Source organism: Streptomyces sp. CB01201, from assembly GCF_002803085.1.
GTDB lineage: Bacteria > Actinomycetota > Actinomycetes > Streptomycetales > Streptomycetaceae > Streptomyces > Streptomyces hundungensis.
In genome coordinates this window covers 50655-75123 of sequence record NZ_NNBJ01000029.1, presented here as the reverse complement: position 1 = coordinate 75123, position 24469 = coordinate 50655, and the positions used below count along the sequence as shown (strand labels likewise).

Annotated in this window: 20 protein-coding genes; 3 read left to right on the top strand and 17 right to left on the bottom strand. The window is 70.5% G+C overall.

Annotated elements, in window-relative coordinates:
• The 13 genes from CG740_RS37020 to folC all read right to left on the bottom strand — a co-directional run.
• The coding region (locus tag CG740_RS37020) for a hypothetical protein (protein WP_159030527.1) at positions 1-236 on the bottom strand (236 nt) is incomplete at its 3' end.
• A gap of 237 nt (positions 237-473) precedes the next feature.
• Positions 474-1253, bottom strand: a complete 780-nt coding sequence (locus tag CG740_RS37015; RefSeq protein WP_100579712.1) for a TIGR03936 family radical SAM-associated protein — start codon at positions 1251-1253, stop codon at positions 474-476.
• Positions 1254-1386: 133 nt separating this feature from the next.
• Positions 1387-2541 carry a hypothetical protein gene (locus CG740_RS37010; RefSeq protein ID WP_100579711.1) on the bottom strand — a complete coding sequence of 385 codons (1155 nt, stop codon included), beginning with the start codon at positions 2539-2541 and terminating at the stop codon, positions 1387-1389.
• 90 nt (positions 2542-2631) lie between these two features.
• Positions 2632-4557, bottom strand: coding sequence for a TIGR03960 family B12-binding radical SAM protein (locus tag CG740_RS37005; RefSeq protein WP_100579710.1), 1926 nt, complete (start codon positions 4555-4557; stop codon positions 2632-2634).
• 94 nt (positions 4558-4651) lie between these two features.
• A complete protein-coding gene (locus CG740_RS37000) occupies positions 4652-6208 on the bottom strand; it encodes a CYTH and CHAD domain-containing protein (protein WP_100579709.1) in 1557 nt (518 codons plus the stop codon).
• 80 nt (positions 6209-6288) lie between these two features.
• Positions 6289-7482 (bottom strand): rod shape-determining protein RodA, encoded by a 1194-nt coding sequence (rodA, locus tag CG740_RS36995; protein ID WP_100579708.1) that lies wholly within the window; start codon positions 7480-7482, stop codon positions 6289-6291.
• Between the two features lie 4 nt (positions 7483-7486).
• Positions 7487-9712 (bottom strand): penicillin-binding protein 2, encoded by a 2226-nt coding sequence (gene mrdA / locus CG740_RS36990; protein WP_100579707.1) that lies wholly within the window; start codon positions 9710-9712, stop codon positions 7487-7489.
• Positions 9713-9731: 19 nt separating this feature from the next.
• The gene (gene mreD, locus CG740_RS36985) at positions 9732-10403 is read right to left on the bottom strand and encodes a rod shape-determining protein MreD (protein WP_100579706.1); all 672 of its coding nucleotides are present in this window, start codon (positions 10401-10403) and stop codon (positions 9732-9734) included.
• 12 nt (positions 10404-10415) lie between these two features.
• Complete coding sequence (mreC, locus tag CG740_RS36980) at positions 10416-11540, bottom strand: rod shape-determining protein MreC (RefSeq protein WP_100579705.1); 1125 nt, start codon at positions 11538-11540, stop codon at positions 10416-10418.
• 124 nt (positions 11541-11664) lie between these two features.
• Positions 11665-12684 (bottom strand): rod shape-determining protein, encoded by a 1020-nt coding sequence (locus tag CG740_RS36975; protein WP_053727412.1) that lies wholly within the window; start codon positions 12682-12684, stop codon positions 11665-11667.
• Positions 12685-12952: 268 nt separating this feature from the next.
• Positions 12953-13366 (bottom strand): nucleoside-diphosphate kinase, encoded by a 414-nt coding sequence (gene ndk / locus CG740_RS36970; RefSeq protein WP_100579704.1) that lies wholly within the window; start codon positions 13364-13366, stop codon positions 12953-12955.
• Positions 13367-13453: 87 nt separating this feature from the next.
• On the bottom strand, positions 13454-13804 hold the full coding sequence (locus CG740_RS36965) for a DUF4233 domain-containing protein (protein ID WP_053727410.1): 351 nt from the start codon (positions 13802-13804) through the stop codon (positions 13454-13456).
• A gap of 4 nt (positions 13805-13808) precedes the next feature.
• Complete coding sequence (gene folC, locus CG740_RS36960) at positions 13809-15314, bottom strand: bifunctional tetrahydrofolate synthase/dihydrofolate synthase (protein ID WP_100579703.1); 1506 nt, start codon at positions 15312-15314, stop codon at positions 13809-13811.
• Between the two features lie 101 nt (positions 15315-15415).
• On the opposite strand from folC, the gene CG740_RS36955 reads away from it, so the two are divergent.
• Positions 15416-16423, top strand: a complete 1008-nt coding sequence (locus CG740_RS36955) for a rod shape-determining protein (protein WP_100579702.1) — start codon at positions 15416-15418, stop codon at positions 16421-16423.
• A gap of 67 nt (positions 16424-16490) precedes the next feature.
• Here CG740_RS36955 and CG740_RS36950 read toward each other — a convergent pair whose 3' ends face one another.
• Positions 16491-17651, bottom strand: a complete 1161-nt coding sequence (locus tag CG740_RS36950) for a sensor histidine kinase (RefSeq protein WP_100579701.1) — start codon at positions 17649-17651, stop codon at positions 16491-16493.
• 131 nt (positions 17652-17782) lie between these two features.
• On the opposite strand from CG740_RS36950, the gene CG740_RS36945 reads away from it, so the two are divergent.
• On the top strand, positions 17783-18349 hold the full coding sequence (locus tag CG740_RS36945; RefSeq protein WP_100579717.1) for a vitamin K epoxide reductase family protein: 567 nt from the start codon (positions 17783-17785) through the stop codon (positions 18347-18349).
• Positions 18350-18424: 75 nt separating this feature from the next.
• On the opposite strand, the gene CG740_RS36940 is transcribed toward CG740_RS36945, so the two are convergent.
• On the bottom strand, positions 18425-21049 hold the full coding sequence (locus tag CG740_RS36940; RefSeq protein ID WP_100579700.1) for a valine--tRNA ligase: 2625 nt from the start codon (positions 21047-21049) through the stop codon (positions 18425-18427).
• Between the two features lie 137 nt (positions 21050-21186).
• Between CG740_RS36940 and CG740_RS36935 the strand changes: the two genes are divergently transcribed.
• Positions 21187-22191: a hypothetical protein gene (locus CG740_RS36935; RefSeq protein ID WP_100579699.1), complete on the top strand. Its 1005-nt coding sequence runs from the start codon at positions 21187-21189 to the stop codon at positions 22189-22191.
• 81 nt (positions 22192-22272) lie between these two features.
• Here the strand turns inward: CG740_RS36935 and clpX are convergent, their stop codons facing one another.
• Together clpX and CG740_RS36925 are read right to left on the bottom strand one after the other, a co-directional pair.
• Positions 22273-23565 (bottom strand): ATP-dependent Clp protease ATP-binding subunit ClpX, encoded by a 1293-nt coding sequence (gene clpX / locus CG740_RS36930; RefSeq protein WP_100579698.1) that lies wholly within the window; start codon positions 23563-23565, stop codon positions 22273-22275.
• A 176-nt stretch (positions 23566-23741) separates the two neighbouring features.
• Positions 23742-24431: an ATP-dependent Clp protease proteolytic subunit gene (locus CG740_RS36925; protein ID WP_100579697.1), complete on the bottom strand. Its 690-nt coding sequence runs from the start codon at positions 24429-24431 to the stop codon at positions 23742-23744.
• Positions 24432-24469 lie beyond the last annotated feature (38 nt).

Below are 24469 nucleotides of genomic sequence, written 5' to 3'. Positions count from 1 at the left end.
CGGGTGCGCGGCGCCGGGGCGGCGTCGGCCTCGGCGGCGGCCGGGGCGGCCGGGGCGGTCACCTGCGCCGTGGTCTCGGCGGTTCCCGCCGTGTCGGCGGCCTCCGCGCCGGGTGCGCCCACCGGCGGACCGGCGGGTCGCGATGCCGCGCGGCGCCTGCGGCGCGGCGGCAGCGTGTCGCTGGGGCTGTTCTGTTCGTTGTCTCCGGTGGTACCGGATTCGTTCTGCTCAAGCATGCGGGCGTAGCTCCCGTCACGCTCCCGGGCGCCGCGCCTGTTCCGGTCCGGCGGCACGGCCCGCGCGGTGTGCGCGGGTGCCGCCGTCCGGGGCGCGGGCGCCGCACGGGAGCTGTTATGTCTGGCTCGCCGGTTCCGTACGCGGTGTGCGTACGGCCTGGCGAAAGTCTGTTAGGTCTGTGCGCGGCCCGACCCAGGTGGCTCCCGAGTGCCAGGGCTGCGCTACGACGACCGCCCTTACGCGGCGGGACCTTCCGGCGCCGTCGCAGAGACGGTCCCGGCGGCCGTTTGTGGAGCGGCCGGGGCTGCCTCGCGGTCGGGCGCGAGCGGGTCGGTCACCGTGCCGGACTCCTCGTCGAAGAGCCCCTGCGCCAGCCTGGTCACCGCTGCGGGGACCGGCGGCGCCAGGTCGGCCACAGCTCGGAGACCGGACAGGACGTCGTCGGGTCGTACGGCAGGTGTCAGGTGCCGCACTACCAGCCGCAGTATCGCACAGGCGTCGTCGAGCGGCCTATCGGCCTGCGGGGGAAGCGCCTGGAGGTCGGCGACGGCGCCTCTGGTGTCGAAGGTGCGCATGCCGTTCTTGGTCTGGCGCTGGACCTCGACGGTCTCGGCGGCGAGGAACGTCCGAACGGCCTTCTCGGCGGTCTCGACGGTGACGCCGTCCAGGCGCAGCTCCCACACGGAGGCGGTGAGCCGGTCGGCGAGACCCGAGGTGCGGACCTCGACGGCGTCGACGACGTCGAGCCCGGTGGGCAGCGACTCGTCGAGCAGGGCGCGCAGTTTCTCGGGATCGCGCTGTGCGGTGAGGGCGATCTCCAGGTATTCGGCCTCGGAGCCGACGCCGGTGGGTGCGGCGTTCGCGTACGACACCTTGGGGTGCGGGGTGAAGCCCGCCGAGTAGGCCATGGGGACCTCGGCGCGCCGCAGGGCCCGCTCGAAGGCGCGCTGGAAGTCGCGGTGGCTGGTGAACCGGAGGCGGCCGCGCTTGGTGTAGCGCAGTCGGATGCGCTGCACCGCAGGTGCGGGTGGCGGGCCTTCGGGCTGTCGCTTGCCCAGTGGTTCTTCTCCTCGGTGCGGGGCGGGCGCGGGTGTGCGCCGCCCACCGTCCTGTGGGGTCCCTCCGGTCACGGCGGGGGCGCCACCCGGCTCATCCCTCCGTTTTGCTGAGGGAGATCTCGGGGGCGGGCACCGCGCCGGAGGCAGTAGTTGTACTACCCAGAGTACGCGCCCGGTGCTCCACCCGTTCCCGGGGCGATCCGCCGACCAGCGCCCGCCAGGCCTCCTGCCGGGCGGTGCGTACGGTCTCGCGGGCCGAGGCGAGGGCTTCGCGTGCGGCGCGCCCCGCGCCACGGGCCGCGTCGGCCGCGATCCGCCCGACTTCGCGTGCGGCCCGTGCGGCCGGCCGGAGAACCGCGTCCCGCACCCAGTGCCCGACCGGGGTGAGCAGTGCCGCGTACACCCAGCGCAGGGGCCGTCCGAGGAGGTTGCGGGCGAGCCACTTGAGCCCCCGGCCGACCGCCCGGGACACGAACCCGGCGGCCCGCCAGGCGTGTCCGACCGCGTGCCCGATCTCCCGCACCACGACGACGAGCGCCCGCCCGAGCGGGGTGAGCAGCTGCCGGTACAGCCACACGACCGGCACCACGAAGAGCACCACGACGAGTGCGCCGAGGCCCCGCGCGACGGCCGCCAGAGCGGTGCCAACCGCCCTGCCCAGCCAGGCGGTTGCGTGGCCGAGCGGGGTGAGGGCGTTGCGGTACAGCCAGCTGCCGGGAGCCAGCAGGCCGTGGCGCAGCAGCGGTCGGAGGAGCAGGCGCCACAGCGTGGTCGGTGTCCGGACGAAGACGGCCCACAGCACGCGCCCGAGGACGAAGCCGACGGCCCGGGCGGCCAGGCCGATCCCCGTGCCGATTCCCCTGACGACCCGTCCGACGCCTCGCCCGAGCGGCGCGAGGACGGTGCGGAACAGCAGGCCGGCGGGGGCCGCGACCAGATTCACGGCGAGCCACGCCACGCCACGCCCCAGCGCGAGGATCCCGGCCCCGGCCAGGCCGGCCAGCCAGGCGATCGCCCGCCCGAGGGGGGTCAGCAGGAACCGGTACGACCACTCGAACGGGATCACGACAAGCACCCGCCACAGCGGTACGAGTACCACCCGGCGCACTGCCTTCGCACCGGCGGCGAGCAGGTCCCACGCCATGCGGACGGGAACGACGAGGACGAGCACGGCGATCCGCACGGGGATGCGGATCGCGACGGTGAGGCAGCCTTCGGGGCTCTGCGGGGCCGACCGGTTCTCCATACCCTCAGGGACGCGCGGAGGGCACCCCGCCGTTGCGACGGGGTGCCCTTCGTGATCAGTCGGTTATGCGGTGTGCGCGGGGCGCTGCGGTCAGTTCTTGACCGTCAGCGGCAGCAGCTTCTTGCCGGTGGGGCCGATCTGGATGCTGGTGTCCATCTGGGGGCACACCCCGCAGTCGAAGCACGGCGTCCAGCGGCAGTCCTCGACCTCGGTCTCGTCGAGCGAGTCCTGCCAGTCCTCCCAGAGCCAGTCCTTGTCGAGGCCCGAGTCGAGGTGGTCCCAGGGCAGGACCTCCTCGTAGGTGCGCTCGCGGGTGGTGTACCAGTCGACGTCCACGCCGAAGGCGGGGAGCGTCTTGTCGGCGCAGGCCATCCAGCGGTCGTAGGAGAAGTGCTCGCGCCAGCCGTCGAAGCGGCCGCCGTCCTCGTAGACGGCGCGGATGACGGCGCCCACGCGGCGGTCGCCGCGCGAGAGCAGGCCTTCGACGATGCCGGGCTTGCCGTCGTGGTAGCGGAAGCCGATGGAGCGGCCGTACTTCTTGTCGCCGCGGATCTTGTCGCGGAGCTTGGTGAGGCGGGCGTCGGTGTCCTCGGCGCTGAGCTGCGGCGCCCACTGGAACGGGGTGTGCGGCTTGGGCACGAATCCGCCGATGGAGACCGTGCAGCGGATGTCGTTCTGACCGGAGACCTCGCGGCCCTTGGCGATGACGTTGACCGCCATGTCGCCGATCTGAAGGACGTCGTCGTCGGTCTCGGTGGGCAGGCCGCACATGAAGTACAGCTTCACCTGGCGCCAGCCGTTGCCGTACGCGGTCGCGACGGTACGGATGAGGTCCTCTTCGGAGACCATCTTGTTGATGACCTTGCGCATGCGCTCGGAGCCGCCCTCGGGGGCGAAGGTGAGGCCCGAGCGGCGGCCGTTGCGGGTCAGCTCGTTGGCGAGGTCGACGTTGAAGGCGTCCACGCGGGTCGAGGGCAGCGAGAGGCCGATCTTGTCCTCGGTGTAGCGGTCCGCGAGGCCCTTGGCGATGTCACCGATCTCGGTGTGGTCGGCGGAGGAGAGGGAGAGCAGGCCCACCTCCTCGAAGCCGGTCGCCTTGAGGCCCTTCTCCACCATCTCGCCGATGCCGGTGATGCTTCGCTCCCGCACGGGGCGCGTGATCATGCCGGCCTGGCAGAAACGGCAGCCGCGGGTGCAGCCGCGGAAGATCTCCACGGACATGCGCTCGTGGACGGTCTCGGCGAGCGGGACCAGGGGCTGCTTGGGGTAGGGCCACTCGTCGAGGTCCATGACGGTGTGCTTGGAGACCCGCCACGGCACGCCCGACTTGTTCGGTACGACACGGGCGATCCGGCCGTCCGGCAGGTACTCGACGTCGTAGAAGCCGGGGACGTAGACCGATCCGGTCTTCGCGAGGCGGAACAGCACCTCCTCGCGGCCGCCGGGGCGGCCTTCGGCCTTCCAGCCGCGGATGATCTCGGTCATGTCGAGGACGGCCTGCTCGCCGTCGCCGATGACCGCGCAGTCGATGAAGTCCGCGATCGGCTCGGGGTTGAAGGCCGCGTGGCCGCCGGCGAGGACGATCGGGTCGTCGATGGTGCGGTCCTTGGACTCCAGCGGGATGCCCGCGAGGTCCAGGGCCGTGAGCATGTTGGTGTAGCCGAGCTCGGTGGAGAAGCTGAGCCCGAACACGTCGAAGGCGCGCAGCGGGCGGTGGGAGTCCACCGTGAACTGCGGGACCTGGTGCTCGCGCATGAGCTGTTCCATGTCCGGCCACACGCTGTACGTGCGCTCGGCGAGGACGCCCTCGCGCTCGTTCAGTACCTCGTAGAGGATCATGACGCCCTGGTTGGGCAGCCCGACCTCGTACGCGTCCGGGTACATGAGCGCCCAGCGGACGTCACACTCGTCCCAGGCCTTGACGGTGGAGTTGAGCTCACCGCCGACGTACTGGATCGGCTTCTGCACATGCGGGAGCAGCGCTTCGAGCTGTGGGAAGACGGACTCGGCAGACATCTCGACCTTCGTGGGCTGGCAGGGGGCGACTCTCTAGCGTAACGCGAGCCGGGTCGCCCCCTCGCACGTCGATGGGCCGCCGCCGGCCGGGCGATCAGGAGCCGGCGGTCCTCAGGCGCGCGCGGAGCTTCGGCCGGGACGCGCGGGCCCACACCTCGGGCAGCCTGCGTTCGCTCAGCGCGGCCGCCGCCTCCTCCCTGCCGTACACCAGTCCCCAGGTGAACGCGGACTCGCCGGCCGCGTGGGCGCGGGCGGCCAGCAGCCGCAGGGCGTCGCGGGCGACCACGCCGTCCTGGTGGTCGCCGAGCAGGCTCTGTACGGCCTTGACGCGCCGGGCGAGCTTCTTGGCGGGCCCGCCGAGCGCGGGGGTCGCGGCCTCGGCGGCGTACCGGGCGCGTTTGGCGGCCTTGCGGGCCTCGTGCAGGGCGAGGTCGCGGGCGTGGCCCGGGGCGAGGTCGAGCGCGGTGCGGATGCGTCCCGCGAGGCGCCGGTGGTCCTTGAGCACGGCGCTGGGCAGGACGTCGGCGGCGGGCCGGGCGGCGGCCGGGCGCAGGGGCGGGTCGGCGAGCAGGGCGTCGAGGGTGTCGAGCAGGGTGAGGTAGCGCTCGGAGTCGAGGACGCCGAGGGTGCGGTGCCGGGCGCCGGTGCCGCGGTCGGCGCTCCAGATCCGCAGACGGGCGCGGACCGGGCCGAGCAGCAGGGTCACGGGCAGGGCATCGATGTGGGAGCGCAGGCGCCCGGTGAGGACTTCCCGGTCGCGGTCGATGCCGAGTTCGCCCGCGAGCCATTTGAGTTCCTCGCCGACGGGGTCGGTGACGGACCGGTCGATGACCTTGGCGTACGACTTGAACGCGCTGCGCAGCCGGCGGGTGGCGACCCGCATCTGGTGGACGGCGTCGGGCAGTTCACGGCGTACGGCCGGGTCGTGGGCGACCAGCGCGTCGCGCTGGCGGCGCAGATAGCCGAGGACTTCGGCGCCGGCGGTGCCGTCGGCGGGCCCGGTGTCCTTGCCGCGGTCGCCGGCGGGCGGCTTCGGCGGGGCCGTCTCGCGCAGCGCGCGGGCGAGTTTGGAGGCGCTCGCGGAGGGCCGGATGCCCGCCTTGCGCAGGTGTTTCTCCACACCGTCCAGGATGCTCTCGTCGTGGACGCCGTCGGCCAGCTCGACCTCGATCTCGGTCCAGGCGGTGCTGGAGGCGCCCTCGGCGAGCCCTTGGGCGCGGACGGTGTCGACGCTGAGCTCGGCGAGCGCGGTGCCGTCGTCGGCCAGCAGATGGGAGACGGCCCGGGACGACAACAGCCGTACGACGGGGGCGAGTTGGGCTTCGCGGACGCGGGAGCGCAGCAGGGCGGAGAGCTCCGGCGGAGTTGCCTCGCAGAGCGGGGCGCGCACTTCGTCGCGGATGCCCTTGGCGACCGGGAACTTCAGGTGCCAGCCGGCGTCGGCGCCGCCCGTTCTGCGGCGCAGGGTGATCGAGTCGGCGTCCAGGCGCAGGTCCGGGGTGTCGTAGTAGACGGCGTCGAGGTCGACGGCACCCTGGCCGACGACGCGTGCGATGCCGGGGACTCTGGTGAGGTCGGGGAGCCGGGCCGGGGCCCCGTCCGAGGTGGGGAACTCGAATTTCCGCTCGATCTCGCGCTTCGTGTCCGCCATGTACCGACCCTAGACGCGATCGGCGCCCGGCGGCAGGGCGCCGGACCGGCCGACCTCCGCCGGTCCGGCGCCGCCGCCCGCTATGCCGTTATGGGCCGCTGCACCCGGATCGACTGGAGCAGCCCTATGGCGACCCACACCGCGAACATGGAGGACCCTCCGTAGGAGACGAAGGGCAGCGGGATGCCGGCGACCGGCATGATGCCGAGCGTCATGCCGATGTTCTCGAAGGACTGGAAGGCGAACCAGGCGATGATGCCGGCGGCGACGATGGTGCCGTACAGCTCGGTCGTCTCGCGGGCGATGCGGCAGGCCCGCCACAGGATGACGCCGATGAGCACGATGATCAGGCCCGCGCCGACGAAGCCGAGTTCCTCTCCGGCGACGGTGAACACGAAGTCCGTCTGCTGTTCGGGCACGAACTGGCCGGTGGTCTGGGAGCCCTTGAAGAGCCCGGTGCCGGTCAGTCCGCCGGAGCCGATCGCGATCCTGGCCTGGCCGGTGTTGTAGCCGACGCCGGCCGGGTCGAGGTTGGGGTTGGCGAAGGCCGCGAAGCGGTTGATCTGGTACTTGTCCAGTATCCCGAGGGCGGCGACGAGGACCGCGCCGACCACGCCCGCGCCGAGCAGCCCGAAGATCCAGCGGTTGGAGGCGCCGGAGGACAGCAGCACGCCGAGGATGATCACCACGATGACCATGGTGGATCCGAGGTCGGGCATCAGCATGATGCAGCCGATCGGGATCGTCGCGAGGCCGAGGGCCTTCATCACGGTGCGGTGGTCGGGGTGCGGCTGGTCGCCGGCGTCGACGCGGGCGGCGAGCAGCATCGCCATGCACAGGATGATCGCGATCTTCGCGAACTCGGAGGGCTGGAGGGAGAATCCGCCGCCGAGCACGATCCAGGAGTGCGCGCCGTTGACGGTGGCGCCGAGCGGCGAGAGCACCGCGAGCAGCAGCAGGATGGAGAGCCCGTACAGGATGGGCACCGCGCCGCGCAGGGTGCGGTGGCCGAGCCAGATGGTGCCGATCATCAGGCAGAGCCCGATGCCGGCGTTCATGGCGTGCCGGATCAGGAAGTAGTACGGGTCGCCCTGGTTGATGTTGGTGCGGTTGCGGGTGGCGGACCACACCAGGAGCGAGCCGATGAAGCAGAGCGCGAGGGCCGCGAGCAGCAGCGGCCAGTCGAGCCGGCGCACCACCGAGTCGCGGGCGGTCAGCTTGGCGAAGGCGCCGCGCTCCTTGGGGGCGTAGCGCGGGACGGAGAAACCTGCCATGGCGCTAGTCCCTCCGCGGGTTGCGGTTGTCGGCGTTGGTCGCCGGCGGGTTGGCCGGCTGCTGCTGGCCGTTGGGCTGCTGGCCGCCGGGCTGCTGCTTGTCCTTGGTCTTGCCGGCGTTCGGGTCGTAGGCGGCGACCGTCGGCGCGTCGATGGAGCCGTCGGGCTGGATCTTGGGCAGGGACTTCTCGGGCTCGGGGAGCATGGCGCGCTTGAGGTCCTGGTGGCCGGCGTCGTCGATGCCGTACATCGCCTCGTAGATCTTGCGCACGGCCTCACCGGAGGCGCCGGAACCCGTACCGGCCTGGGCGATCGTCATGACGACCGTGTAGTCCTTGGAGTACGTGGCGAGCCAGGAGGTGGTCTGCTTGCCGTAGACCTCGGCGGTGCCGGTCTTGGCGTGCAGTTCGATCTTGTCCTGCGGCCAGCCCTGGAACTTCCAGGCGGCGGTACCGCTGGTGACGACGCCCGCGAGGGCCTTGTTGAAGCCGTCGAGGGTGGCCTGGGTGACCGGCAGCTTTCCGTTGACCTTCGGCTTGATCTCCTGCACGGACTTGCCGTCGGCGCTGATGATCGCCTTGCCGATGGTCGGGGCGTGCATGGTGCCGCCGTTGGCGATCGCCCCGTAGATCATGGCCTCCTGGATCGGCGTGACGAGGGTGTCGCCCTGGCCGATGGAGTAGTTGATCGAGTCGCCCTCGCGCATCTTGTTGCCTTCGAGGCAGTTCTCGTACGAGATCTTCTCGACGTAGGTGCCGTCCTTCTTGCCGGTCTTGCACCAGCTGTCCTTCATGGACGCGAAGAGGGCTTCCTTCCACTGCCGGTCGGGGACGCGGCCGGTGACCTCGTTGGGCAGGTCGACGCCGGTGACCTTGCCGAGGCCGAACTGGTGGGCCGCCTTGTAGAAGTAGTCATTGGGCTGACCCTTCTTCGGGTTGATCCCGCCGTCCTTCTTCCACTCGTTGTCGGCGAGCCCGTAGAACACGGTGTCGCAGGACACCTCCAGAGCGCGGCCCAACGAGATCGGGCCGAAGCTCTCGCCCTCGAAGTTCTTGAAGACCTGCCCGCCCACGGAGTACGAGCTGGTGCAGGGGTAGCCGCCGTCCCACTTGTAACCGGCCTCGACGGCGGCGGCCGTGGAGACCACCTTGAACGTCGAACCGGGCGCGGCCTGACCCTGTATGGCCCGGTTCAGCAACGGGTAGTCGCTGTCCTTGCCGGTGAGCGCCTGGTAGTCCTTGGCGGAGATCCCGCCGACCCACACGTTCGGGTCGTAGGTCGGCGCCGAGGCCATCGCGACGACGCGGCCGGTCTTGGCCTCCATGACCACGACCGCGCCGGAGTCCGCCTTGTAGTTCTCGTTCGTGATCTTGTCGAACTGCTGGCGGGCCTCCTTCATCGCGTAGTCCAGCTCGTACTCGGCGACCGCCTGCACCCGTGCGTCTATCGACGTCACGACATTCGCGCCGGGCTGCGCCTTGTCGCTCTGCGCCTGCCCGATGACCCGCCCGAGGTTGTCGACCTCGTACCGGGTGACACCGGCCTTGCCCCGCAACTGCTTGTCGTACGTGCGCTCAAGGCCCGAGCGGCCCACCTGGTCGGAGCGCAGGTAGGGCGAATCGCTGTCCTTCGCCTTGGTGATCTCGTCGTCGGTGACGGGCGAGAGGTAGCCGAGCACCTGGGAGGTGTTGGCCTTGCCGGGCGCGGGGTAGCGGCGTACGGCCGTGGGGTCGGCGGTGATGCCGGGGAAGTCCTCGGAGCGTTCGCGGATCTGCAGGGCCTGCTGGGTGGTCGCCTTGTCGGTCACCGGGATCGGCTGGTACGGCGAGCCGTTCCAGCACGGCTTGGGCGTCTTGGCGTCGCAGAGCCTGACCTTGTCCATGACGTCCTGCGGCTTCATGCCGAGCACTCCGGCCAGCCGGGTCAGGACGGCCTTGCCCCGGTCCGGCATCTTCGACAGGTCGGTGCGCGAGGCCGAGACCACCAGACGGGTCTCGTTGTCGGCCAGCGGCACGCCCCGGGCGTCCAGGATCGAGCCGCGCACGGCGGGCTGGACGACCTGCTGGACGTGGTTGTTCTTCGCCTCGTCCTCGTACTCCTGGCCGTTGCGGATCTGCAAGTACCACAGGCGGCCGCCCAGCGTGAGCAGCAGCGAGAAGACCAGGACCTGGATGATGACGAGCCGGATCTGCACCCGGGGGGTGCGGCCGGTCTCGGGAATGTTGCTCATGCCTTGACGACCCCCTGGTTCACAGACGCTTGACGCCCTTGATGCGGCCGGCGCGGGCCGCTCTGTTCCTGGCGGCCTTGACGCGCAGGCCGCCGCGCTGGCCGCCGATGCGCAGGCCGGTGCCGCCGGCGAACCAGCCGGCGGTGATGTTGCTCTTGGAGCCGCCGGCGCCGGTCTCGCCGAGGGGATCGTTCTCGGCCCGCCGGGCGATCGCCATGATCAGCGGGACCGTGAACGGCGCGAGCAGCAGGTCGTAGACGGTGGCCGTGAACAGCAGGCTGGGCAGGCCGACATGGCGGGCCGCGGTGTCGCCCACGAGGGCGCCGACGGTGGCGTAGAGCAGCGTCGAGCCGATGGCCGCGCCGACCACGACCAGCATCGGCCCGGCCGCGGTGCGCAGCCGGCCGTGGTCGGGCTTGGCGAGCCCCGCGAGATAGCCGATCACGCACAGGACGAGGGCGTAGCGTCCGGCCGCGTGGTCGGCGGGCGGGGCGAGGTCGGTGAGCAGACCGGCGCCGAATCCGACGAAGGCGCCGCCGAGGTGGCCGTAGACCAGGGCCAGGCCGAGCACGGTGAGGAGCACGAGGTCCGGTACGGCGCCGGGCAGTTGGAGGCGGGCGAGGACGCTCACCTGGATGACGAGGGCGATCACGACCAGGGCGGCGGAGAGGATGACCCTGTTGACACGCATCTGGATCAGCTCCTACTGCTCGCCGTCGGCGTTGGCGTTGCCTTGGCCGTTCGGATCACCGTTGTTGGGATTCGGATTGGCGTTCCCGTTCGGAGGGTTGGCCTGCCCGGCCGGGGGGTTGGCGTTGCCGGCGGGCGGGTTCGGCTTCGCGTTCGGGTCGGGGTTGCCGTTGGCGTTCGCGTTCGGGTTGGTGATCTCGTTGTTGGCCAGGTCGTTCGGGGTCGGGTTCCCGGACGGGGTGGCCGTGACGGTGACCGTGGGGATCGGCGTCGGCTTGGGCTTGGCGGGCAGCACCTGGTCGCGCGGGTCGGTGCGCGGGGCCTGGACGACGACGCCGACGATGTCGAGCTTGGTGAAGCCGACGTAGGGGCGTACGTAGATGGTGCGCGTGAGGTCGCCGCCCGAGGGGTCGACCTTGACGACCTCGCCGACGGGGACGCCGGGCACGAACGGCTTGTCGGCCTGCGAGCCGAAGGTCACCAGGCGGTCGCCGGGGTTGACCTTGGCCTTGCCGTTGAGGAGCTGGACCGACAGCGGGCGGTCGCCGTGCCCGGTGGCGAAGCCCAGCTCGTCGCTGCTCTCCATGCGGGTGCCGACGGTGAAGTCGGGGTCGTTGGCGAGCAGCACGGTCGAGGTGGAGGGGCCGACGGTGGTGACCCGGCCGACCAGGCCGTCGCCGTTGAGGACCGTCATGTCGCGCTTGATGCCGTCGTTGGACCCGGCGTCGATGGTGACCGTCCAGGAGAAGCCCTGGGCCGCTCCTATGGCGACGACCTGGGCGGCCTTGATGCCGTACTGGCCTTCGCCGGCGGTCTTCAGCATCGCGTCGAGCTGGTTCAGGCGGCTGCGGTTGCGGGCGTCGCTGCCGAGCTTCTGCTTGAGGGCCTCGTTCTCGGCCTGAAGGGTGGAGATCCGGTCGTGGCGCTTGCCGGAGTCGCGCACCGCGCCGATCGCGTTGCCGACCGGGTCGACCGCGGCCGCGACCCCGTTCTCCACCGGCCCGAAGACGGCGGCGGCGGCGTGCCGAGCACCGTCCACCGGTGAATTCGCCCCGCCTCTGATGTCCACCGTGATCAGCGCGAACGCCACGGCGATCAGCAGTACCAGGAGCAGCCGGCTCTCTCGTGTGTCCCTCACGTGCGGCGGCCGTGCCTTCCTCGTAGGAATGTGGGTGATCTACAAGATCTCTTCGATCTGTATATCAACGATCCGCCGTACGGGTCGGCAGTGACCCATACGGCGGACAGCAGGCCCCGGGGGGCTATCGGCGGGGCTGCGCGTCGAGCACCTGCTGGAGTGCCTCGAACTCCTCCACGCACTTTCCGGACCCGAGGGCGACCGAGTCCAGCGGGTCCTCGGCGATGTGGATCGGCATGCCGGTCTCGCGGCGCAGCCGCTCGTCCAGGCCGCGCAGCAGGGCGCCGCCGCCGGTGAGCACGATGCCGCGGTCCATGATGTCGCCGGAGAGTTCCGGCGGGCACTTGTCGAGGGTCGTCTTGACGGCGTCGACGATCGCGTTGACGGGTTCCTCGATCGCCTTGCGCACCTCGGCGGCGGAGATCACGACGGTCTTCGGCAGGCCGGAGACGAGGTCGCGGCCGCGGATCTCGGTGTGCTCGTCCTTGTCGAGGTCGTACGCGGAACCGATCGTGATCTTGATCTGCTCCGCGGTCCGCTCACCGAGCAGGAGCGAGTACTCCTTCTTGATGTGCTGGATGATCGCGTTGTCGAGCTCGTCGCCCGCGACCCGGATCGACTGGGCCGTGACGATTCCGCCGAGCGAGATCACGGCGACCTCGGTGGTGCCGCCGCCGATGTCGACGACCATGTTGCCGGTGGCCTCGTGGACCGGCAGACCCGAGCCGATGGCCGCGGCCATGGGCTCCTCGATGATGTGCACCTGGCGGGCGCCCGCCTGGGTGGAGGCCTCGATGACGGCGCGGCGCTCGACTCCTGTGATGCCCGAGGGCACGCAGACCACGACGCGCGGGCGGGCCAGGTACCGGCGCTTGTGGATCTTCAGGATGAAGTAGCGGAGCATCCGCTCGGTGATTTCGAAGTCGGCGATCACGCCGTCCTTCAGGGGCCGTACGGCGACGATGTTGCCCGGCGTACGGCCGATCATCTTCTTGGCTTCCGCGCCGACCGCAAGGATGCCGCCGGTGTTGGTGTTGATGGCGACGACGGACGGCTCGTTCAGGACGATTCCGCGGCCCCTGACGTACACCAGCGTGTTGGCGGTCCCGAGGTCGACAGCCATGTCACGGCCGATGAACGACATTTTGTTGCTCCCCATGAGGATGCGTCCGGCCTTCCCTAATCGAGCGTTGACGGCTTCTCAGGTCGGCGAGGTGGGTGCGTTGAGCGTGAGGGCCCATCGTAGTCCGGCCTGCACGGACACGGCGCGGTGGTCCACCTCAGTATTGGTGACGTCGTGTCGGGGCGATGCGTTCCCGAAGTCGTCCCGCATATGCCCGGGGACGACCGAAATTCCTTCGGTCGCCCCAGGTAGTGAGCGCTATATGGCTGACATTGCGTCAGTAAACGGGTCAGCTGCGGCCCGGGAAGAAAATCTTCAGTTCTCGCTCCGCGGACTCCTCGGAGTCCGAGGCGTGGATGAGGTTTTCCCGGACGATGGTGCCGAAGTCGCCACGGATGGAGCCGGGGGCCGCCGCGATCGGGTCGGTGGGACCCGCCAACTGGCGTACTCCCTCGATGACGCGCTCGCCCTCGACGACCAGGGCGACGACCGGACCCGAGGACATGAACGCCACGAGCGGCTCGTAGAAGGGCTTGCCCTTGTGCTCTCCGTAGTGCTGCTCCAGGGTGTCCTGATCCAGCGTGCGCAGCTCAAGCGCGGTGATCTGCCACTCGGCCTTGCGCTCGATGCGGCCGATGATCTCGCCGACCAGCGAGCGGCGGACGGCGTCCGGCTTGAGGAGGACGAGGGTGCGCTGCGTCATGGTGTGCGGCTCCTTGGCAAACGTGTGCGGTCCGCCGAGATTACCGGGTGTAGCCGAAGGCCCGACACCCGGTCCCGCCACCGCCGCTCAGGCCTGCGGCTGGGCCTCGGCCTGCGCCGCGAATCTCGCCTTCGCCTCGTCGATCTTGCGGCCGTAGTGCACCGAGGCCCACCACAGGGCCGCGAACAGGGCGCCCATGAAGAACATCAGCGGCACCGCGAAACCGCTCGCGATCAGGGCGATCTGGAGCGCCCAGCCGAGCTCGACGCCGCCGCGCCGGCCGAGCATCCCGCAGAGCAGCACCGAGAGCAGCATGCCGATGCCGCACACCGTCCACACGGTGGTGGTGGCGAGGTCGGGGTCCTTCATCGCGACCAGGCCCGCGAAGGCGATCACGAAGAATTCACCGATCAGGGTGGACGCGCAGAGCGTACGCATCGGGTCAGCCCCTCTTCAGCAGCAGCCGGGCGTCGCCGACCGTGAACACGGAGCCGGTGACGAGGACGCCCGCGCCCGCGTACTCGTCCTCCTCCTCGGCCAGGGTGATGGCGGCCTCGATGGCGTCGTCCAGGCGGGGCTCGACCACGACCCGCTCGTCGCCGAAGACCTCGACGGCGAGCGCGGCCAGCTCGTCCACGTCCATCGAGCGCATGGAGGCGTTGGCGGTGACCACGACCTCGGCGAAGACCGGCTCGAACGCTTCGAGCAGCCCCTTGACGTCCTTGTCGGCGCTGGCGGCGACCACACCGATCAGCCGCGAGAAGCCGAACGCCTCGGTCAGGCCGTCCGCCGTGGCCCGGGCGCCGGCCGGGTTGTGCGCGGCGTCCAGGACCACGGTCGGCGAGCGGCGCACGACCTCCAGGCGGCCGGGCGAGACGACGGAGGCGAACGCCTTGCGGACGGTGTCGAGGTCGAGCGGGCCCGGCTGCTGCGAGCCGACGCCGAAGAACGCCTCGACGGCGGCGAGCGCGACGGCCGCGTTGTGCGCCTGGTGGGCGCCGTACAGCGGCAGGAAGACTTCCCCGTACTCGCCGCCGAGGCCGCGCAGCGTCAGGAGCTGGCCGCCGACGGCGACCTCACGGCTCACGATGCCGAACTCCATGCCCTCGCGGGCCACCGTGGCGTCCTTCTCGACGGCCTTCTTCAGCATGACCTGCGCCGCGTCCACCGGCTGCTGGGCCAGGATCACGGTCGCGTCCTGCTTGATGATCCCGGACTTCTCCGTGGCGATCTCGGCGGTCGTGCCGCCGAGCCGGTCGGTGTGGTCCAGGTCGATGGGGGTGACGACGGCGACGCCCGCGTCGATGACGTTCGTCGCGTCCCAGGTGCCGCCCATGCCGACCTCGACGACCGCCACGTCCACCGGCGCGTCCGCGAAGGCCGCGTACGCCATGCCGGTGAGGACCTCGAAGAAGGAGAGCCGGAACTCCTCCCGGGCGTCGACCATCTCGACGTACGGCTTGATGTCGTCGTACGTCTCGATGAAGCGCTCGGCGGGGATGGGCAGGCCGTCCAGGCTGATCCGCTCGGTGATCGACTGGATGTGCGGCGAGGTGTAGCGCCCGGTGCGCAGCTCGAAGGCGCCGAGCAGGGCCTCGATCATGCGGGCGGTGGAGGTCTTGCCGTTGGTGCCGGTGATGTGGATGGTCGGGTAGGCGCGCTGCGGCTCCCCGAGGACGTCCATCAGGGCGGCGATCCGGGTGACGGACGGCTCCAGCTTGGTCTCGCCCCAGCGGCCCGCCAGCTCGGTCTCGACCGCGCGCAGCGCCGCGTCCACCTCGGGGTCGGCCGGGCGGCCGGGCACGGCTTCGCCCTGGGGCTGGACGCCGTGGGTGCGCAGGGTGCGGCTGCCGGCCTCGATCACCGCCAGGTCGGGGTCTCGGTTGGTCTCGGCTTCGACGATTCCGTCGAAGTCATCGGCTTCACTGCGGTCGGGCTGCTCGGTCACGGGACCAGTCTACGGAGGGGGACCGACAGGACATTGGACCCGCCCCTTTCGGGACCTTCGGCCCCCGGGTCCCAGGGGCCGTCCGGGCAAACTTGGCGATCATGGACATAGGGATCGACCTCGGCACCGCCAACACGCTTCTGTACGCCAGGGGGCAGGGCATCGTGCTCAACGAGCCGTCCGTGGTGGCGATGAAGGAGGGCGGTCGCACGGCCCTCGCCGTCGGCACGGAGGCCAAGGAGACCATCGGCCGCACCCCCGGTTCGATCACCGCGATCCGGCCGCTGCGGGACGGCGTGATCAGCGACTACGAGGCGGCGGAGGAAATGATCCGCCACTTCGTGAAGAAGGCGGTGCCGGGCCGCCGACCGCGCACCCGCATGGTGGTGTGCGTGCCGAGCGGGGTGACCCCGGTGGAGCGGCGCGCGATCGTGCACGCCGCCCAGCGCTCCGGCGCGAAGGCCGTGCACCTCATCGAGGAGCCCATGGCGGCGGCCATCGGGGCCGGGCTTCCGGTCGCCGAGCCGCGCGGCTCGATGGTGGTGGACATCGGCGGCGGCACCACCGAGGTCGCGGTGATCTCGCTCGGCGGCATCGTGACCTCGCAGTCCCTGCGGGTGGGCGGCGACCGCCTGGACACCGCGATCACCGACTACGTGCGCAAGGAGCACTCGCTGCTCATCGGCGAGCGCACCGCCGAGGACGTCAAGTGCGCCATCGGGTCGGCGTGGCCGGTGCCGGGCAACGAGGAGCTGGAGGAGCGGGCCTTCACGATCCGGGGCCGCGAGAAGGTGGGCGGCCTGCCCAAGACGCTGTCGCTGACCGCGCGCGAGGTGCGGGCCGCGCTCGACGAGCCCGTCGAGTCGATCATCGCGGCGGTGAAGGTCACCCTGGAGGAGTGCCCGCCGGAGCTGTCCGGCGATGTGATGGAGCACGGCATCGTGCTGACCGGCGGCGGCGCCCTGCTGCCCGGCCTCGATCTGCGGCTGGCCTCGGCGACCGGCATCCCGGTGTTCGTGGCGGACGACCCGCTGGACTGTGTGGCGCTCGGTTCGGGCAAGTGCGTGGAGGACTTCGACCAGTTGCAGAAGCTGCTCGTCGGCACGTAGGACCGGGCGACGCCCGGGCGGGCGGGGGCACACGGGCCGCCGGTCCCGGTCCCGCCGGGCGCCCCCGTCAGCCGACCGTTCCCGCCGGGAGCGTCGCCCGCACCTCGTAGGTGGTGTCGGTACGGGTGGTGGCGAGCGAACCGCCCATGCTCTCCACCCGCTCCCGCATCGAGAAGGTCCCGGTCCCCGTGGAGACCGGGTCCTTCACCGGGGCCGAGCGCGGCAGCGGGTTCTGCACCGTCACCACGAGGTGGGCGCCGACGAGCCGGATCGTCACCGCGACGGGCTCGCCCCGGGCGTGCTTGACCGAGTTGGTCAGGCACTCCTGGACGACCCGGTAGACGGCCGCCTGGCGCAGCGGGGACAGCCGGTGCGCGGCCTCCTCTATGTCGAGGCCGACCGGGGTGCCCGCGCTGCTGCTCTCCTCCGCCAGTACGGGCAGCCCGTCCAGACCGGGCGTGGCGGTGCGTTCGTCCGCGCGCCGCACGATGATCTCGTTCAGCATGAGGTGGGCCCGGCGCGCGGTGTCCGCCAGCTCCTCGAAGTCCTTGTGGTGCGGCTCGTTCCTGGCCCGCATCGCGAGCACCTCGGAACGCACGGCGAGCATCGTCAACTCCCGTCCCACCATGTCGTGCACGTCCCGGGCCACCGAGACCCGCTCGGCCTGCACCGCCTGGAGGGCCGACGTCTCGGCGCGCTGGGCCTCCAGCTCGTGGACGAGGTCGTGGCGGTAGGCGGAGATGCCCACGCCGGAGGCGAGCACCCCCACCGGCACCACGATCGCCAGGAACGAACTGAGCGTCTCCCCCCGGGTGTCGGGCCAGCCCGGCAGGTTGAACAGGATGTACGCCACCGCGATGTACCCGATGGTGGCGAGGACGCCCGCGCGCCGGCCGCGGAAGCGGCCGACCGAGTACAGCGCGAACTGGACCAGGTTCAGCTGGTGCAGCCAGCCCAGGAAGAGCAGCGAGACCAGATACGGCAGCCACGGCCAGCGGCGCCGCAGGAGCAGCGTCGCGGCCCCCACCGCGAGAACCGGCGGGGCGGTGTAGCTGTTGAGGGAGTTGTCGGCCTTGGCCAGGCCCGGCACGTCCAGGACCATCAGGCCGAAGCAGCTCAGCGCGATCAGCGCGTCCAGGGCCCGCTGATCGCCCACCCACCGCGCGCCCACGGCACGCGCCGCCGCCAGCGCGCGCTGCGGCGCGGAGGGCGGGGGCGGGGTGTGCATGCCCTCCATCATCCAAGGTCTTTGGGCCCGATCGGTTGAGCCGAACGGCCTAAATTTAGTGATATGTCGCACGCCGGTCCCGTCCGTTCGGCCCTGCCCCCACGGCCGTCCGGATCCCTAGCGTGGAGTCCATGCCCGCCCCCTCCCCCAGCCGTTCCGCGCGCGGCACCGGCCTGCTCCTGCTGGTCGGCGGACTGCTCGGCACGCTCGCCTCCGCGGCCTTGACCGCGGACCGCGTCCACACCCTGGAGAACCCGGCCTTCTCCCCCGGCTGCAACATCAACGCGGTGCTCAGCTGCGGTGACGTCATGCAGACCTGGCAGGGCAATCTGCTCGGCTTCCCCAACATGCTGCTCGGCGTGGGCGCGTTCGCGGCCCTCGCGGCGCTGGGGCTCGCCCTGGTCGCGGGCGCGGAGTTCCCCCGGTGGCTGTGGCTCGGCGTCTGGGCCGGCGTCACGGCAGGCTTCGCCTTCACGGTGTGGCTGATCAGCCAGTGCCTGTATGTCATCGGGGCGCTGTGCCCGTGGTGCCTGCTGGTGTGGGCGGTGATGATCCCGCTGTTCTGGTACGTCACCCGGCAGGTCGCCCGGCCCCGCTCCTGGGTGCGCCGGGCGGTGCCGCACTGGCTGGTGCCGCTCGCGATGTACGCCGTGGTCGCGGCGCTGGTGTGGGCGGAGTTCGGCGACCGGCTGTTCTGAATGGGGGCGCGACCACGGGGAAGGCCCCCGGGACCTGGTCCCGGGGGCCTTCCTCGTCTCCGTACGGCGTCCTGATCAGGCCTGCGGCAGGCTCGCGATCTGGTTGCCGATGCGCTCGATGTCGGCCTCGGCCTTGGCGAGCCGGGTCCGGATCTTGTCGACCACGTTGTCCGGGGCCTTCGCGAGGAAGGCCTCGTTGCCGAGCTTCTTGTTGGCGTCCGCCTTCTCCTTCTCGGCCGCCCCGAGATCCTTGGTCAGGCGCTTGCGCTCGGCCTCGACGTCGATCGTGCCGGACAGGTCGAGCGCGACCGTGGCGCCCGCGACCGGCAGCGAGGCGGTGGCGTGGAAGCCCTCGCCGGCCGGCTGGAGGCGGAGCAGCTGACGGATGGCCGCCTCGTGCGGGGCCAGCGCGGTGCCGGTCAGGGTGAGCTCGGCCGGGACCTTCTGGCCGGGCTGGAGGCCCTGGTCGGAACGGAAGCGGCGGACCTCGGTGACGACCTGCTGGACCAGCTCGATCTCGCGCTCGGCGGCCTCGTCGCGGAAGCCGCTGTCGCGCGGCCAGTCGGCGATCACGAGGGACTCGCCGCCGGTCAGGGTCGTCCACAGGGTGTCGGTGACGAACGGGACGACCGGGTGCAGGACCCGCAGCATCACGTCGAGGACCTCGCCGAGGACCCGGCCGGAGACCTTGGCCTGCTCGCCGCCCGCGAAGAACGTCGTCTTCGACAGCTCGACGTACCAGTCGAAGACCTCGTCCCACGCGAAGTGGTAGAGCGCCTCGCTGAGCTTGGCGAACTGGTAGTCCTCGTAGTACGCGTCGACCTCGGCCACGGTCTTGTTGAGCCGCGACAGGATCCAGCGGTCGGTCGCCGACAACTGCTCCACGGGCGGGAGTTCGCCCTCGACGGTCGCGCCGTTCATGAGCGCGAAGCGCGTGGCGTTCCAGATCTTGTTGGCGAAGTTGCGGGACGCCTGGACCCAGTCCTCGCCGATCGGCACGTCCGCGCCGGGGTTGGCGCCCTTGGCGAGGGTGAAACGGACCGCGTCCGAGCCGTAGTTGTCCATCCAGTCCAGCGGGTCGACCGCGTTCGGGTTGGACTTCGACATCTTCTTGCCGAACTCGTCACGGACCAGACCGGTCAACGCGACCGTCTTGAACGGGACTTCGCCGTCCATCGCGTACAGGCCGAACATCATCATCCGGGCGACCCAGAAGAAGATGATGTCGTGGCCGGTGAGCAGGACGTCGGTCGAGTAGAACTTCTCCAGGTCGGCGGTCTTCTCCGGCCAGCCCAGCGTGGAGAACGGCCACAGGCCCGAGGAGAACCAGGTGTCCAGGACGTCGGGGTCCTGGTGCCAGCCCTCGCCGGTGGGCACCTCGTCGTCGGGTCCGACGCAGACGACTTGGCCCTCGGGGCCGTACCAGATCGGGATGCGGTGGCCCCACCACAGCTGGCGCGAGATGCACCAGTCGTGCATGTTGTCGACCCAGTCGAAGTACCGCTTCGACATGTCCTCGGGGTGGATCTTGACCCGGCCGTCGCGGACCGCGTCACCGGCGGCCTGCGCGAGCGGGCCGACCTTGACCCACCACTGCATCGACAGGCGCGGCTCGACGGTGGTCTTGCAGCGCGAGCAGTGGCCGACCGAGTGCATGTAGGGGCGCTTCTCGGCGACGATGCGGCCCTGCTCCTTGAGCGCGCCGACGATCGCCGAACGGGCCTCGTAGCGGTCCAGGCCCTGGAAGGGACCGGGGACCGTGATGACCCCGCGCTCGTCCATGACCGTGATGGATTCGAGGTCGTGCCGCTGCCCGATGGCGAAGTCGTTCGGGTCGTGCGCCGGGGTCACCTTGACGCAGCCGGTGCCGAACTCGGGGTCGACGTGGGCGTCCGCGACGACCGGGATGGAGCGGTCGGTCAGCGGGAGCTTGATGAGCTTGCCGACCAGGTGCCGGTAGCGCTCGTCGTCGGGGTGGACGGCGATCGCGGTGTCACCCAGCATCGTCTCGGCGCGGGTGGTCGCGACGACCAGCGTGTCGTCCCCCTCGCCGTACTTCAGCGAGACGAGCTCGCCCGGGTCCTCCTGGTACTCCACCTCGATGTCCGAGATGGCGGTCAGACAGCGCGGGCACCAGTTGATGATGCGCTCGGCCCGGTAGATCAGCTCGTCGTCGTACAGGTTCTTGAAGATGGTCTGGACGGCCTTCGACAGGCCCTCGTCCATGGTGAACCGCTCGCGCGACCAGTCGAGGCCCGCGCCGAGCCGCTTGAGCTGGCCGAGGATGCGGCCGCCGTACTCGCCCTTCCACTGCCAGACGCGCTCGGTGAACGCCTCCCGGCCGAGGTCCTGGCGGGACTTGCCCTCCTCGGCGAGCTGCTGCTCGACCTTGTTCTGCGTGGCGATGCCCGCGTGGTCCATGCCGGGCAGCCACAGCGTCTCGTAGCCCTGCATCCGCTTGCGGCGGGTGAGCGCGTCCATGAGCGTGACCTGGAAGGCGTGGCCCAGGTGCAGCGCGCCCGTGACGTTCGGCGGCGGGATGACGATGGTGTACGGGTCCTTCTCGGACGCCGCGTCGGCGGTGAAGTAACCGCGCTCTACCCAGCGCTCGTACAGCTTCCCCTCTACCTCGGCCGGCGCGTACTGGGTCGGCAGTTCGGTGATGGGCGCTGGATTCTGCTGCTGAGAGTTCTCGGTCACTGGGCCAGTTTAGAGGTGTCACCGGCCCGTACTGAAACGGGAATCTTTGGTAACGGTGAGCCCCCCGATGCACCACGCCGCCGCCTCTTCGGTCAGGATGTCCGGATCGGATAAGCATTCCTAGGGGGAACCCAGCAATGAGCTACAACCAGCCGGGCCCGTACGGCGGTCAGCAGCCTCAGCAGCCCGGCCCGTACGGCCAGCAGCCGCCGCAGCAGCCCAATCCCTACGGGCAGCCCGGTCAGCCGCAGCCCGGTTACGGCTATCCGCAGCAGGCGCCGCAGGGCGTTCCCCCGCAGCAGCCGGGACCCTACGGGCAGCAGCCGCCGCAGCAGCCGTACGGCTACCCGCAGCAGCAGCCCGGCCCGTACGGCCAGCCGCCCCAGCAGCCCCCGTACGGCCAGCAGCCTCCGTACGGCGGCCCGATGCAGCCCGCGCCCCCGGCGCCGAAGAAGAAGACGGGGCTCATCGTCGCCTCGGTCGTCGTGGCTCTCGCGGTCATCGGCGGCGGGGTGTGGTTCCTCACCAAGGGCGGCGGCGCGAGCAACAGCGATGTGTCGGCGAGCACCAAGGGCTACAAGATCGTCCCGCCGGCGACGGTCGAGGACTTCAAGAAGAGCCCCCAGGGGGACGTCAAGACGCCCATGACGGCGGACCAGAAGAGCAAGGCCGAGGCCCTCGGCGTCAAGAACCCGCAGCAGCTCGGCGCGCAGTACCAGGCCGGTGACAGCGCCAACCCGCTGACCACCAAGGCGCTCAGCTTCCAGGGTGTCTGGGGCGACATCGCCGACCCCGCCAAGGTGATCGACGCCTCGTTCGTGAACGCCAAGAACAACACCAGCAAGGACCCGAGCATCAAGGCCGAGCTCGTCGGCGAGGCCAAGATCGTGAAGCCGGCCGGGTTCTCGGGCGCGCTGATGAAGTGCCAGAACATGAAGCTGACCAACTCGGCCGCCGACGGGACGCCCGCGAAGGGGCCGAAGGAGGCCCTGATCCCGATCTGCGTCTGGGCCGACTACAGCACGTACGCCGTCGTGGACGTGGTGGACCTGGGCAAGGCCGCCACCGGTGGCGGCCCCAGCCAGGAGGAGGTCGCCAAGCTGACGGCCTCGCTCTACAACTCCTCCCGCCAGAAGATCTGACGGTCCGTCCAAGCGGTACGCCAAAGGGGCGCCCGGTCAAGGAAGTTGACCGGGCGCCCCTTTGCGTTGCGAAGGTGCGCGCTACGCGCTCTTCTCGTGCCGCCCGTCGTTCTTCACGATGCGGGGCTCGCGCGGGACCAGCGTCGGGTTGACGTTGTTGCGGACCACGTCGGCGGTGATGACGACCCGGGCCACGTCCTTGCGGGACGGGACCTCGTACATCACCGACTGGAGGACCTCCTCCATGATGGCGCGCAGACCACGCGCGCCGGTGCCGCGCAGGATGGCCTGGTCGGCGATGGCCTCCAGGGCCGGGCGGTCGAAGTCCAGCTCCACGCCGTCGAGTTCGAACAGGCGCTGGTACTGCTTGACGAGCGCGTTGCGCGGCTCGACCAGGATCTGCAGGAGCGCCTCGCGGTCGAGGTTGTGGACCGAGGTCAGCACGGGAAGGCGGCCGATGAACTCGGGGATCATCCCGAACTTCACCAGGTCCTCCGGCATGACCTCCTGGAACTGGTCGCTCGCCTCGATCTCCCGCTTGGAGCGGATCGTCGCGCCGAAGCCGATGCCCTTGGCGCCGGCCCGGGACTCGATGATCTTCTCAAGACCCGAGAAGGCACCGCCCACGATGAACAGCACGTTCGTCGTGTCGATCTGGATGAACTCCTGGTGCGGGTGCTTGCGTCCGCCCTGCGGCGGGACGGAGGCGGTGGTGCCCTCCAGGATCTTGAGCAGGGCCTGCTGGACGCCCTCGCCGCTCACATCGCGGGTGATCGACGGGTTCTCGCTCTTGCGGGCGACCTTGTCGATCTCGTCGATGTAGATGATCCCGGTCTCGGCCTTCTTGACGTCGTAGTCGGCGGCCTGGATCAGCTTGAGCAGGATGTTCTCGACGTCCTCGCCGACGTACCCGGCCTCGGTGAGCGCGGTCGCGTCCGCGATCGCGAAGGGGACGTTGAGCATGCGCGCCAGGGTCTGCGCGAGCAGCGTCTTGCCGGAACCGGTGGGGCCGAGCAGCAGGATGTTGGACTTGGCCAGCTCGATCGCGTCGTCGCGGCCCGTGCCGCCGCCGTTCTCGCCGGCCTGGACGCGCTTGTAGTGGTTGTAGACCGCCACCGAGAGGGCCTTCTTCGCGGGCTCCTGCCCGACGACGTACCCCTCAAGGAACTCGTAGATCTCGCGCGGCTTGGGAAGTTCCTCCCACCGCACCTCGGAGGACTCGGCCAGCTCCTCCTCGATGATCTCGTTGCAGAGGTCGATGCACTCGTCGCAGATGTACACCCCGGGGCCTGCGATGAGCTTCTTCACCTGCTTCTGGCTCTTTCCGCAGAACGAGCACTTGAGCAGGTCGCCGCCGTCACCGATGCGTGCCACGAGGTGCTTCCCCTTCGCCTGGGAGACGCCATGTGCGCCGCCTCCTGGTGCCTACTGCGTTTTCCGGGGGGACACCCCCAGACCCCCTACCGACGGTACCTTGCCGAGCCCCTCGTTCGGGCCCCCCTTGGCGCGGTTCACTTCTCCGTGGACCGCGCCAAGGTCGCCGAAGCGGCTCAGGCCGCCGCGGCGGAGGTCGTCTTGCGGGTCGAAACGATCTGGTCCACCAGACCGTAGGCCAGCGCGTCCTCGGCCGTGAGGATCTTGTCGCGCTCGATGTCGTCGCGGATCTTCTCGATCGGCGTCGTCGAGTGCTTGGCCAGCAGGTCCTCCAGCTGCGTACGCATCCGGAGGATTTCGTTGGCCGCGATCTCCAGGTCGGAGAGCTGCTCGCGGCCGGTGCCGCCCGAGGGCTGGTGGATCAGGACGCGGGCGTTCGGCAGCGCCATGCGCTTGCCCGGCGTGCCGGCGGCGAGCAGGACGGCGGCGGCGGAGGCCGCCTGGCCCATGCAGACCGTCTGGATGTCGGGCTTCACGAACTGCATCGTGTCGTAGATCGCCGTGAGGGCGGTGAAGGAACCACCCGGGCTGTTGATGTAGATGGAGATGTCGCGGTCCGGGTCCATCGACTCCAGGCACAGGAGCTGCGCCATCACGTCGTTGGCGGACGCGTCGTCGATCTGCACGCCGAGGAAGATCACGCGCTCCTCGAAGAGCTTCGCGTACGGGTCGTACTCACGCACGCCCTGCGAGGTGCGCTCGACGAAGCGCGGAACGATGTAGCGGTTGTCGACCTGGGGGCCGGTGTAGAGGCCGCTCGCGTTGGCCGAGGGGCCGGAGAAGTTGCTCATGGGGGTGTTCACCATCCTGGTGGCGTTCAGTGGGCGGGGGAAGCGGTGCGGGC

What these genes read in the sequence shown, in the direction of transcription:
- CG740_RS37010 (WP_100579711.1), bottom strand. Translation starts at nt 2,541, where the DNA reads ATGGAGAACCGGTCGGCCCCGCAGAGCCCCGAAGGCTGCCTCACCGTC.
- CG740_RS37005 (WP_100579710.1), bottom strand. Translation starts at nt 4,557, where the DNA reads ATGTCTGCCGAGTCCGTCTTCCCACAGCTCGAAGCGCTGCTCCCGCAT.
- CG740_RS37000 (WP_100579709.1), bottom strand. Translation starts at nt 6,208, where the DNA reads ATGGCGGACACGAAGCGCGAGATCGAGCGGAAATTCGAGTTCCCCACC.
- rodA (WP_100579708.1), bottom strand. Translation starts at nt 7,482, where the DNA reads ATGGCAGGTTTCTCCGTCCCGCGCTACGCCCCCAAGGAGCGCGGCGCC.
- mrdA (WP_100579707.1), bottom strand. Translation starts at nt 9,712, where the DNA reads ATGAGCAACATTCCCGAGACCGGCCGCACCCCCCGGGTGCAGATCCGG.
- mreD (WP_100579706.1), bottom strand. Translation starts at nt 10,403, where the DNA reads ATGCGTGTCAACAGGGTCATCCTCTCCGCCGCCCTGGTCGTGATCGCC.
- CG740_RS36975 (WP_053727412.1), bottom strand. Translation starts at nt 12,684, where the DNA reads ATGTCGTTCATCGGCCGTGACATGGCTGTCGACCTCGGGACCGCCAAC.
- ndk (WP_100579704.1), bottom strand. Translation starts at nt 13,366, where the DNA reads ATGACGCAGCGCACCCTCGTCCTCCTCAAGCCGGACGCCGTCCGCCGC.
- CG740_RS36965 (WP_053727410.1), bottom strand. Translation starts at nt 13,804, where the DNA reads ATGCGTACGCTCTGCGCGTCCACCCTGATCGGTGAATTCTTCGTGATC.
- CG740_RS36955 (WP_100579702.1), top strand. Translation starts at nt 15,416, where the DNA reads ATGGACATAGGGATCGACCTCGGCACCGCCAACACGCTTCTGTACGCC.
- CG740_RS36950 (WP_100579701.1), bottom strand. Translation starts at nt 17,651, where the DNA reads ATGCACACCCCGCCCCCGCCCTCCGCGCCGCAGCGCGCGCTGGCGGCG.
- CG740_RS36945 (WP_100579717.1), top strand. Translation starts at nt 17,783, where the DNA reads ATGCCCGCCCCCTCCCCCAGCCGTTCCGCGCGCGGCACCGGCCTGCTC.
- CG740_RS36935 (WP_100579699.1), top strand. Translation starts at nt 21,187, where the DNA reads ATGAGCTACAACCAGCCGGGCCCGTACGGCGGTCAGCAGCCTCAGCAG.
- CG740_RS36925 (WP_100579697.1), bottom strand. Translation starts at nt 24,431, where the DNA reads ATGGTGAACACCCCCATGAGCAACTTCTCCGGCCCCTCGGCCAACGCG.